This is a genomic window from Pricia mediterranea (genome assembly GCF_032248455.1).
Classification (GTDB): Bacteria; Bacteroidota; Bacteroidia; order Flavobacteriales; family Flavobacteriaceae; genus Pricia; species Pricia mediterranea.
The window spans coordinates 1,405,578-1,417,478 of record NZ_JAVTTP010000001.1 but is presented as its reverse complement, the minus strand read 5'-3'; the positions used below and the strand labels follow the sequence as shown (position 1 = coordinate 1,417,478).

The window sequence follows — 11,901 nt, the reverse complement described above, 5'->3', positions numbered from 1 at the left end:
AAAAAAATTACTTTATGGATTACTTTCCCCATCCTCCCTTCTTGTCTTGGCAACACTTAAAATAAAGCCTTTGATGTCGATGATGTCATCATTCGAAAGCCTATCCCCAAAATTGGGCATACCAAGACCTAGTAACGTACCATCACCTACAATTTGTTGGAAAGAATCAAAAATAGCTGGCGGGGAGTAGGTCAGGTCGGGAATAGATCCCCCGCCCGGGAACAGCATCATCTGATGACAACTGGCACAATAGCGCTGAAACAATTGTCCACCATTTTCCAATTGTTCGGGAACGGCTTCAAATTCAAGATCGACCAATTGCTTTTTTGGCTGTTCAGGAAATTCGGGCATTTCGGCATTGCCACCTAAGGAGAAGGTATACAACGTGCCTGGGTTGATCTGATCGGTGAACTTTGACCAGAGCCCCCTTACACCGCCCCATCCTACTAAAATGGATACATATTGCTTTCCATCGATTGCATAGGTCATAGGTGCTGCTATAATCCCGGAGTTCAAGGGAAACGACCATACCTTTTTGCCGGTCGCCGCATCAAACGCTATAAACTCCCCTTCCGCATTTCCCTGAAAGATCAAGTCGTTTGAGGCCAGTACGCCAGCGTTCCAAACTGACTTTTGCCAATAGTTCCACTTCTCTTTTCGGGCGATAGGATCCCAGGCTATCAATTTCCCAAAATTTCTATTTGCCATCGAGTCTATATGGGTCTCGTTGGACGGATCGAACCCTATTGCCGTATTCCATGACCTTGAGTCGTTCAAATGTTTCCAATTCGAGGGCTGGCCAAAGAACATACCTTCTTCGCTTGCCGGAATATAGACGAGTCCAGTTTTGGGATTATAGGCCATGGGCTGCCAATTATGCCCTCCGGAGGCAGTAGGGGAGATTTGGGAATTCATATTGGGATATCGTGCAAACTCCGATTCAACAGGCCGACCCGTTGTTTTGTCTATTTTCTTGGCCCAATTCGTATACACATAAGGTTCGGCCGAAATAAACGATCCATCGGTACGGTCCAATACATAGAAAAAACCGTTCTTAGGGGCCTGCATCAACACTTTCCTTTTCTGACCATCGATGGTCAGATCGGCGAGAATAATATGTTGTGTGGCGGTGTAGTCCCAAGAATCGCCAGGGGTAGTTTGATAATGCCAAAATAGCTTTCCATTGTCAGGGTTCAGGGCCAATATTGAAGATAGATACAGGTTGTCGCCTCCTTCGGGACTTCTTATATCCCTGTTCCAAGGTGAACCGTTTCCTGTTCCAATGTATAGCAAGTCTAGTTTTGGGTCGTAAGCCATGGCATCCCAAGGGGTACCGCCACCTCCGTATTTCCACCATTCACCCGTCCACGTCTTTGCAGCGGTTTCCATGGCCTCGTTTTCAAATCCATCTTCCGGATTTCCCGGTACGGTATAAAACCGCCATTGCTGCGCTCCTGTCTTTGCATCATAAGCGGTAACATATCCTCTAACACCGAAATCCGCACCGCCATTGCCAATAATAACTTTGCCCTTAACAATTCTTGGGGCTCCTGTAATGGAATAGGGTTTGTTTTGATCTACCGTTACGACCTCCCAATTTTTTTGACCGCTCTTGGCATTTAACGCAATCAACCTACCATCAAGCGTTCCCACAAAGATGTTGCCTTGGTATATGGCTACCCCTCTGTTGACAACATCGCAGCAGACCTTTTCACCATATTCTTTGGGCACTTGCGGATCGTATTCCCAAAGTATCCCCCCATTTCTGGCATCTACAGCGTACACCTTGCTCCAAGTTCCCGTAAAGTACATGATACCGTTAGCCACAATCGGTGTTGCTTCTAAACCGCGTTTGGTGCCCAGCACAAGGCTCCAGGCCAGGCTCAGACTATCGACGTTGTCAGCATTGATTTGATGTAAGGGACTATAGCGGTTTTCCGAATAATTGCGGCCGTAGGATAGCCATTCCGCGGGGCTCTCGTCGGCCTGGACCAATCGTGCATCGTCGATTGGACCCGAATCTTTATCAGTGTCAGCACAGGCAATACAGCTTAAAATTATAAGGGTACTTGCTAGAATTCGGATTGAACGTTTGGTTGATAGGTAATTCATATATAGTGGTTTTAAGCCATGGATTAGAGATAGCAAGGATGTGCAAATCCGTACTGTACTGGTTACCCAATGCATAATTTTAAGGAATTGTTATCATTAGTCGATCTAATCCAAAACCCATACATCCAAGGCTCGTCTTTCAGTCTCCGAATCAATTTTTCATGTTCCTGCGATAATAAAAAGTTTTTATTGAATACTACAGTAGCATGATTAAACCGTGGACCTGGTTTTATGGCAGAACGTTGCTCTCGACAATTATAGCCATCTTCGCTAGACCAGATTTTCAAATTTTCTTCAAAGCGCACATGAATATTATCGATTAGTTTCTCATTTGTACTGATGGTGAATGGCCCTTGCATGGCCCTGTTTCAGTTGTCATCTTGTTCGGCCATCTTTTTACCGACATGGGAGATTACTTCGTCGAATTCCTTTGATGGGTTAAAATCAATGAACTTGATGTCTTTTTGAACGATGGCCGTATGGCCGGCCGGTAAATAGAAAACATCACCTATTTCAAGTAGTTCTTCGGTTCCGTCATCATATTTTATGAGCATTGCTCCCTCGAGAACATAGCCCCAATGCGGACAATGGCAGCTGTCATTGGTTAAGCCTTTCAATAGGGGGGTGAAATCCGTTCCTTTTGGCAATTCGTTGAAACATACGGTCATACCACCATAATCGGGTAGTGCGCGCATCACGGTACCTGGCGCTTCCATGGTGACCGGAACGTCATTTTTGTTGATTTTCATACTATTTTAGTTTTAAGTGCTTTGTGTTTCATTAATCCAAAGCAATAAGAGTTAAATATAGTGAACACATCAACTTGAAATACTGTACAAATCAGCCATTAAACCGAAAACCGTTGTGTCTTCAGATAATCTTTGGTCATGGGTGAGGTGTTTTTTCTAAATGAAGAAGGTGCTAAACCAGCTTTTTCGCGAAAGTCCCTTGCAAGATGTGCAGTGTCATAATACCCGGCCTTAAACGCAATTTCATCAAGACTCGATTGAGGGTATATTTGAATTAAGCGCATGGTATGTTCGATTTTCCAAATTTTGGCATAAGCCTGCGCCGAAAGCCCTACCTTAAGAAGAAAATGGCGGTTCAAAGTACGTTCGCTCATGCAAAACCGGGAAGATAGTTCATGAATCCCGACGCATCCATCTCTATTTTTTATAAAATTGACGGCGTGATAGATAGGGTCTAGGATATACTTGGATTTTTCGGGTAGAATGGAACTAAAAAAATCCCTTAAGTGGGTATCGTTCAATGAAGTGATTTTTTCCGAAATTTCAATATTTCTTAGAAAAACCCCTTCCGTTTCAAGCAAATGACTGATTTGAACTTGTTTGTCGACCAATTCATGCATAGGAAGTTTGAGTAGGTGATAGCCGATTACCGGATGCACTTTAATGGCGTAAGCCGCACCCTTTCCGTTTTGCTGAAGTTCAAGAGCACCCTGTGAATATAGGCCTGAAATGTATAGCTTATTAGTGGTCGCCCAAGGTGTATTGTAATTAATAATCCTGTTCCTAAAACTATCCCCGACATAGAGATTTAGAATAAGGTCTCCACTTCGGGGAAAGATAGTTCTATGACAACCATGTATTTCCATTTGGCCCAGGCCGTAGGGTATTCTAAAGTCCTTTATTTTGTACACCCCCAGATTAAATACCATATTTAGTGGTGAGGCTAGTATTTGTGGCTCCATCTTCTAAATCTATTTTTAATGGTTTTCCTAAATGCTTTCGGGGATGCTGTAAGTTAAAAAATTATTCGAAGATTTGTGAGCTATTCAATTGGTTCACAGCATCTTTATTTCTGTTCTCACCTGATTGGACATCGAATTGTGTTTAGCATAGCCAATATTGTCAATAAGGCAATTACTTTTTAACGGCCGTTTTGATACACTTCCTAAAAATGGATTTAGAAAATCATTATCAGTGCCATTTTCCGTCTTCTTTAATATTTTCGGAAATAAACCTTCCACGGGTCTAAAATCTTCAGAAAATAAATTTGAGTTCCGACCTAGAATTGAGCGCCCTTTCGGGCGCTTTTTTGTGGATAGGGGGAAGGAAGAGAAAAGTGACTTCTTGCGAAGGCAGGGTGAAGAATTTTCAATACCTGTCCGAATCTACCACGAAAATCGACGGGATTGAAATTAAACTCCGTTAATTCAAGGAAACGGGATTGGCAAGATTTTTCGATGAATCCGCCGAATTGTTTTAGGTATGTTTTAGGAGGAAAATTAAAAAGGAGAAATTTTTTCTAGAATGTTCTGTCGCCATTACCGTTTTAGAAAGGATTAAAATTTTGCACTTGGGTTTCAATAGGACTTCTAAAGAGTCAAAATGTTGTACATATGTTGTACAGTAGGAATAAAAAAAGGCCCCCGATCTCTCGGAAGCCCTGTCTTTTCTAGTAGCGGGGACTGGACTCGAACCAGCGACCTTCGGGTTATGAGCCCGACGAGCTACCTACTGCTCTACCCCGCGATATGGGTTTTCTCACTTGCCTTGCGACTTCGGAACATAACCTCCGACGAGAATATCGAAAACGCCTTTTTACGCTAACGGATGACAAAGATACAACGCTTTTTCCATTTAATAAAATATGTACTTAAAATAATAAACCCTTATCCGGACTAATTGCCTAGACGTCAAAATAACATAAGTCCGTGACTAGGCCGGAGGCCCTGGATTTCGAATTCTATCTAACAATCAAGCATTTTATAAGTTTATGAGTTTATAATTAGTTAATTATATGATAATCAGCTGATTGTTCGTTTTGCTAGATGATAGACTTTAGAACTAAAAAACAAGACGGCTGATTTGGCATAAAAACGGACCGTTTTTTCAAAATTTTTCAATCCTCTGTCCTGAGTCTTATAGTCCTACGTCGGGTTTAGGTTTCGAAACGAATAGGCATACAAGATTATTCTCAGACGCCACGGTCCCTAAAACTCCTAAAATCCATATCTTCGGAGCTTACCCAAAACTATGGACACATTTAATGATGTATTGCTGAGCTCGATTTCCTTTCTCGAGGTAATCATGTTGGTCTTAGTGGTCGGAGGTGGACTCTTCTTGATGTTTTATTCCCGCTTGATTCCCTATCGTTATTTTCGGCATGCCATTGGTATTACCGCCGGCAAATATGATGATCCCGACGATCCAGGGGAGGTCAGCCATTTGCAGGCACTTTCGGCTGCCGTGGCAGCCACGGTCGGCCTGGGCAATATATCCGGGGTTGCCATTGCCATCTATAGAGGCGGTCCCGGGGTTGTTTTTTGGATATGGATGACGGCCTTGATCGGTATCTGCATTAAATTTTATTCCTGTAGTCTTGCCATTATGTATCGGGACAAAGACGAGGAGGGAAAACTTCAGGGCGGCCCCATGTATTACATCACGCAGGGAATGGGCCCTAAGGCAAAACCCTTGGCCCAGTTTTTTTGTATCGCTGGCTTAGTGGGGTTTCTAGGGGTCTTTACTGTCAACCAGTTTACCCAGACTTTCTGGAATGTAGTGGAACCTAACGAGACGATCGCCAACATCGGCGAGTTCAACTGGAAGCTCATTGTCGGAATTGTACTTTCCGTCATTACCTCGTTCGTAATCTTCGGGGGATTGAAAAAAATCGCTAATGTGGCCTCCACCATCGTGCCCTTCATGGTTATATTGTACTTTTTGGCCGTGACTATTGTTATGGCAACCAATCTAGGTGGAATTATACCCGCATTCAAACTTATTTTTTCCGAAGCTTTCAACCTAGAAACGGCAATAGAGGGCGGATTCTGGGGGCTTGTCATGCTCGGTGTCCGACGGGCGGTGTTTTCCAATGAAGCCGGTCTGGGCAGTGCGCCCATGTTTCACGGGCAATCGAAAACAAAGGAACCGGTTCAGGAAGGTCTCGTGGCCATGCTGGGTCCTTTTATCGACACTATTGTGGTATGTACGTTGACCGCAATTGTCATCTTGCTGAGCGGGGCATATCTCGAAGCCCAGAACGATGGTATTTTAATGACCTTGATCGCTTTCGAAAAAACCCTTTTCGGGTATGGTGACGTGCTCTTGATGGTCATCGTTACCGCATTTGCCCTATCGACCTTGTTCACCTATTCGTATTATGGAGTGAAGTGCCTTTCTTTCCTGACCAATTCCAGGGTTGGCAAGTGGTTTAATTATTACTACGTCGCCAGTATTACATTTGCCGCTATAGCCCCTGTGGCCGTTGTAATCAATCTAATCGATTTGGCCTATGCGTTGATGTGTATCCCCAATATGTTGGCGGTCTTATGGCTTGCTCCCAAGGTCAATGCAGCGACCAAGGTCTATTTTGCCAAAATGAAAAGCGATAGCTTATTTAGTTGATGAGGTTGTATCTTTGCGCCTATGGATAAACAACACAAAGCCGGCTTTGTAAACATTATCGGGAACCCTAACGTGGGCAAATCCACTTTAATGAATGCCTTTGTGGGCGAAAAACTCTCGATCATTACGTCCAAGGCCCAGACCACCCGCCATCGTATTTTAGGAATCGTTAATGGGGATGATTTTCAGATGATCCTTTCGGATACCCCAGGGATCATCAAACCGGCCTACGAGCTGCAATCGAGCATGATGGATTTTGTAAAATCCGCCTTTGAGGATGCCGACGTGCTGCTCTACATGGTCGAGATCGGGGAGAAGGCCCTGAAGGATGAGCGTTTTTTTGATAGGATAAAGAACAGTAAGGTCCCCGTTTTATTGCTGCTCAACAAGGTCGATACCGCCGATCAGGAACTTCTGGAAAACCAGGCGGAATATTGGCAAGAATTGCTTCCTACGGTGGAACTGCATCCCATTTCGGCGCTGACGAATTTCAATATCAAGAATGTTTTCCAGCGGATTATCGAACTGCTTCCCGAAAGTCCTGCGTACTATCCAAAGGACCAGTTGACCGATCGACCGGAACGCTTTTTCGTGAACGAGACCATCCGGGAGAAAATCCTAATACATTATAAAAAGGAAATTCCCTATGCCGTAGAAATCGAAACGGAAGAATTTTTGGAGGATGAGGATATCATCCGCATCCGCTCCGTCATCATGGTCGAGCGGGATTCCCAAAAGGGCATTATTATCGGCCATAAGGGCAGCGCCCTGAAAAGGGTAGGGGTAGAGGCCCGGAAGGACCTGGAGAAATTCTTTGGCAAACAGGTGCATATCGAACTCTACGTCAAGGTCAACAAGAACTGGCGCAGCGATGCCCGGCAGTTAAGGCGATTTGGTTACAATGGTTAACGACTGAATCTTGAAGGTATTTTGGCACACTTGAATTTTGAACCAGCCCCGACAATCATGCTTCCCTTTAACACGGATTATTCGACATCATTCAAGTAATAGTCTAACTAAACGCCGGTACTTTTCAACTCCTAAACCAATAAACCTTACATTTGTTCCCCAAAAACATCGGCCATGAGCGCAATAGTTGCCATTGTAGGACGTCCCAATGTAGGGAAATCCACTTTTTTTAATCGATTGATCCAACGGCGGGAGGCCATTGTCGATGCCGCTAGCGGGGTGACCCGGGACCGCCACTATGGCAAGAGCGACTGGAACGGAAAAGATTTCTCCTTGATCGATACCGGCGGTTACGTAGTGGGCAGTGATGATGTGTTCGAAAAGGAAATCGACAAGCAGGTCGAACTGGCCATCGAAGAGGCCGATGCAATCATTTTTATGGTGGATGTGGAGACCGGAGTGACCGGTATGGACGAAGATGTCGCCAAATTGCTGCGCCGAGTCGATAAACCTGTTCTATTGGCAATTAATAAGGTCGATAACGCCAAGCGCGCCGCCGATGCCGTGGAGTTCTATGCTTTGGGATTGGGGGAATATTATGGTATTTCAAGTATCAACGGCAGCGGTACAGGGGAGTTGTTGGATGCCTTGGTCGAGGTGCTTCCGGAAAAGAAAGCGGATGACAGCGAACTGCCCCGGTTTGCCGTGGTCGGAAGGCCCAACGCCGGAAAATCGTCGTTTATCAACGCTCTTCTCGGGCAGGAACGTTATATCGTAACCGATATTGCAGGAACTACCCGTGATAGCATGGACACCAAGTACAACCGCTTCGGGTTCGAATTTAATCTGGTCGATACGGCGGGCATCCGAAGAAAGGCGAAAGTGAAGGAAGATCTGGAGTTCTATTCCGTGATGCGTTCCGTCCGCGCTATTGAGCACAGCGACGTCTGTCTCATCCTGTTCGATGCCACCAGGGGGTTTGACGGGCAGGTCGCCAATATTTTTTGGTTGGCCCAGCGTAACAATAAGGGTGTGGTCATTTTAGTGAATAAATGGGACCTGGTTGAGAACAAGGAAACCAATACCTTAAAGCAATACACGCAAGACATTAAACAGAGTATCGAACCGTTTGTCGATGTCCCGATTATTTTTATTTCCGTACTAACGAAACAACGTATTTACAAGGCCCTGGAAACAGCCGTGGAAGTTTATAAAAATCGGTCGAAAAAAATCAAGACCCGTAAGCTGAACGATGTGATGCTGCCGATTATACAGCATACCCCTCCGCCGGCGTATAAGGATAAATACGTCAAGATCAAATACGTGACCCAGCTGCCGACGCCCTATCCGCAATTTGCGTTCTTCTGCAACCTGCCCCAGTACGTCCGGGAGCCGTATAAGCGGTTTTTAGAGAATAAACTGCGGGAAAATTTTGATTTTTCGGGAGTCCCGGTGACGGTGTTTATGCGGAAGAAGTGAATCGGCTCAGTACTGGATAACCGCTTTCTGCTTTCAAACTTTTTTACTTGGCAATCTGAGCTAACCCCTGACAGTTGCATTTCAAGATCCAGTTCTTAAGGATGTAACTTAGGACGCCGGACACCCAGCTCCAAGAACCGTCTACCGAGCACCTAACACCTAGCCCCAAAGCACCTAACAATCCTAAACCTTTGTTAACCGCCAACTAACCCTTTAGTTGTTATTGTATTTTAGTGCGGTCATTCCGAATATCCAATTACCAAGCTATTTCATGTCCAAAGTTTTACCGAGTATCCTTCTCTGTGTTTTACTTTTTTCCATTTCCCATGCCCAAGAATTCAAAGTGACGGGCACCCTTATCGATGTTCAATCGAAAGAAGCCTTGGAAGCAACTACGATTTACGCCGAATCGCCCCGGGACAGTTCTCTGATTGCCTATACGATATCGGATGGAAACGGATTTTTTGAACTGGAAGACCGCACGAATCTAAAGCAACTGAACCTTTTCTTTTCCTTCAACGGCTACAGGCCCTTGCGGATGAAGGTAGATGTAAAACCGCTTATAAAATTGGGGAAGGTTCATATGGAAGAACAGGCGCGTGAACTAAAAGGTGTAAATGTAGTAGGGGAGCGGGTGCCGATAAGCATAAAAAAGGACACGATGGAGTTCAATGCCGATTCCTTCAAGACCCGTCCCGATGCCACGGTCGAGGAAATGCTCAAAAAATTACCTGGGGTACGGGTCGATAGCGACGGCAAGATTACCGTTAACGGCAAGGAGGTCAACAAAGTATTGGTCAACGGACAAGTATTCTTCAGCAACGACCCTAAAGTGGCAACAAAAAGCCTTCCCAAAGAGGTCATCGACAAAATACAGATCACGGATACCAAGACTAAGATCCAAGAATTCACCGGCGAGGAAGGCGACGGCGAGAATAAGACCATTAACCTGACCATCAAAAAGGATAAGAATAAAGGCTACATCGGTAGACTGGCCGCCGGCTACGGCACCGATGAACGCTACCAAGTCAATGGATTGTTGAACTATTTCAACAATAAAGAAAGGGTCAGTTTTATTGCCAGTTCCAACAACATCAATAATTCGGGGTTTTCCTTTGACGAAATCTACGATATGGTCGGTAATACCCGTGGCGGGTATGACGGTGCGAGAGAAGCGGGACTTATCAACAATTTCGGCAACGGCATTACCACTTCCTCGAATCTGGGCGGCAGCTACGCCAATGCAGAAAAAGGTAAATATGAAATTGATGGTAATTACTTCTTCGGCTACAGCGATTCCTTTAACGACCAAAAGACCAGTAGGGAGAACATTCTGCCCGACCGAAGGTTCTTTTCCGAAAACGAGAGTAATTTTACGGGCTCGACCAATTCCAACAGGGGCGCTGCCAATTTGGAGTTCGATATCGACTCGACCCTTCGAATTTCCGTACAGCCTTCTATGAGCGTCAACCGGACCAACTCGCGGCGCGTCAACACATCTTCGACTACCAATGATGATGGTGAGCTGATCAACCGTAACGATAGAACACGAACGGAAGATGGCTTTCAGCGAAATTTTTCTAACCGCTTCAACCTCATCAAGAAATTCGGAACCTTGGGCAGGTTCGTAAGCGTTTCGTTCTCGAATGCCAATGTTGAAAATCAGAGCCTGTCAAACCTAAATTCATTACGGGAAGTTTTTGGGAAAAATCCCGACGAGCAAATTTTAGATCAATTATCCGAAGTAAGCAACAAAAGAAATTCCTATGAATTGGAGGTCGACTATAGACAACCGCTGATGGAAAAATGGTTCTTGGACCTGGGATACGAATATAGCAACGATAAGCGGGACAACATCAAAGATGTGATGGATTTTGACATGGACAATAAAGGGTATACCTTGTTCAATGAGGCCTTGAGTTCCGATTTTAATTTCAAGAGCGTACAGCAGACCCCTTCCGTAGGTATTCGCAGAAGAGGTGAAAAACTGAACCTGCGTTTTGGGGCTTCCTATAGATTCACAGACCTGAACAACCGTGATTTCCTGCAGAATACTTCATTTTCCAGATCCTATAAAAATTTACTCTTTAGGGGAGGACTGCGCTATACCCTGGGCAAGAACAAGCGGTTTTATGCGAGTTATCGTACACGGTTAAATCTGCCTTCGGTCAACCAATTGCAACCCGTACCCAACGTGAACAATCCCTTGAACATCGTCATTGGCAATCCCGATCTATCGCCGGCGGTCAATCATGGCATCAACTTCAATTACAACGATTATAATTGGAAGGAACGTACCGGGGTCTACGTGTATTCCAATATCGACATAGAAAGAAACCGCGTTTCGGCCGTATCCACCACCGACGAAAACTTTTTAAGAACTACCCGATATACCAACATAGATGGAAATTACAGGGGGAATGCCGGTTTTGGCTATTCCAGGGAAATAAAAAAAGATAGCGTGTTCTCGGCCAAGTTCAACTTGCGGCCCAGTCTTAGTTTCGGCCGACAGGTAAGTTTTACCAACGGGATCGAACTGAAGGCCAATAGTTTCGATGTATCGCCCTATTTTTCCACCACCCTTAATTATAGGGAATTGGTGGAGTTTGAACCGGGCTACGGTATTTCTTTCAACAGCACCAAGTACAATTTGGACAACATAGAGGATATTAAATATACTTCCCAAAATTTCAACCTTAGGTTGACCACCTACTGGCCCGAGAACCTCGTCTGGGGCAATGATATCCGATATACCTACAACGGCGACGTCGGCCCGGGTTTCAGAAAGAACGCACTGTTTTGGAACATGAGCCTCGGGCTGGATGTATTCGACAAAAAGGCCACGATCAAACTATCGGCCTATGACCTTTTGAACCAGAACACCAACGTAAGAAGAACTACAGGTGAAGATTTTATACAGGATTTTCAGGGTACTGTGCTGACCCGTTATTTTATGGGAAGCGTCACTTTTAAATTCGATCAGTTTGGCGGTAAGAAACCGGGCCGGAACAGTTCTCGAGGGAGGTAA

7 protein-coding genes and 1 tRNA gene are annotated in these 11,901 nt (G+C 44.9%); 4 read left to right on the top strand and 4 right to left on the bottom strand.

Annotated elements, in window-relative coordinates:
* Positions 1–12 precede the first annotated feature (12 nt).
* From RQM65_RS06025 to RQM65_RS06010, 4 genes are all read right to left on the bottom strand, one after another.
* The gene (locus RQM65_RS06025) at positions 13–2,112 is read right to left on the bottom strand and encodes a PQQ-dependent dehydrogenase, methanol/ethanol family (protein ID WP_314013405.1); all 2,100 of its coding nucleotides are present in this window, start codon (positions 2,110–2,112) and stop codon (positions 13–15) included.
* A gap of 368 nt (positions 2,113–2,480) precedes the next feature.
* Positions 2,481–2,861: a cupin domain-containing protein gene (locus RQM65_RS06020; protein WP_314013403.1), complete on the bottom strand. Its 381-nt coding sequence runs from the start codon at positions 2,859–2,861 to the stop codon at positions 2,481–2,483.
* 98 nt (positions 2,862–2,959) lie between these two features.
* Entirely contained in the window at positions 2,960–3,790 is an 831-nt protein-coding gene (locus RQM65_RS06015) for a helix-turn-helix domain-containing protein (RefSeq protein WP_314013401.1), read from the bottom strand.
* Between the two features lie 744 nt (positions 3,791–4,534).
* A tRNA-Met gene (locus RQM65_RS06010) sits at positions 4,535–4,607 on the bottom strand.
* Positions 4,608–5,111: 504 nt separating this feature from the next.
* On the opposite strand from RQM65_RS06010, the gene RQM65_RS06005 reads away from it, so the two are divergent.
* The 4 genes from RQM65_RS06005 to RQM65_RS05990 all read left to right on the top strand — a co-directional run bounded on the left by RQM65_RS06005 (position 5,112) and on the right by RQM65_RS05990 (position 11,901).
* Positions 5,112–6,485, top strand: coding sequence for an alanine/glycine:cation symporter family protein (locus tag RQM65_RS06005; RefSeq protein WP_314013399.1), 1,374 nt, complete (start codon positions 5,112–5,114; stop codon positions 6,483–6,485).
* Between the two features lie 21 nt (positions 6,486–6,506).
* Positions 6,507–7,394 carry a GTPase Era gene (era, locus tag RQM65_RS06000; RefSeq protein ID WP_314013397.1) on the top strand — a complete coding sequence of 296 codons (888 nt, stop codon included), beginning with the start codon at positions 6,507–6,509 and terminating at the stop codon, positions 7,392–7,394.
* Between the two features lie 174 nt (positions 7,395–7,568).
* Positions 7,569–8,873, top strand: a complete 1,305-nt coding sequence (der, locus tag RQM65_RS05995; protein WP_314013395.1) for a ribosome biogenesis GTPase Der — start codon at positions 7,569–7,571, stop codon at positions 8,871–8,873.
* 271 nt (positions 8,874–9,144) lie between these two features.
* Complete coding sequence (locus RQM65_RS05990) at positions 9,145–11,901, top strand: outer membrane beta-barrel protein (protein ID WP_314013393.1); 2,757 nt, start codon at positions 9,145–9,147, stop codon at positions 11,899–11,901.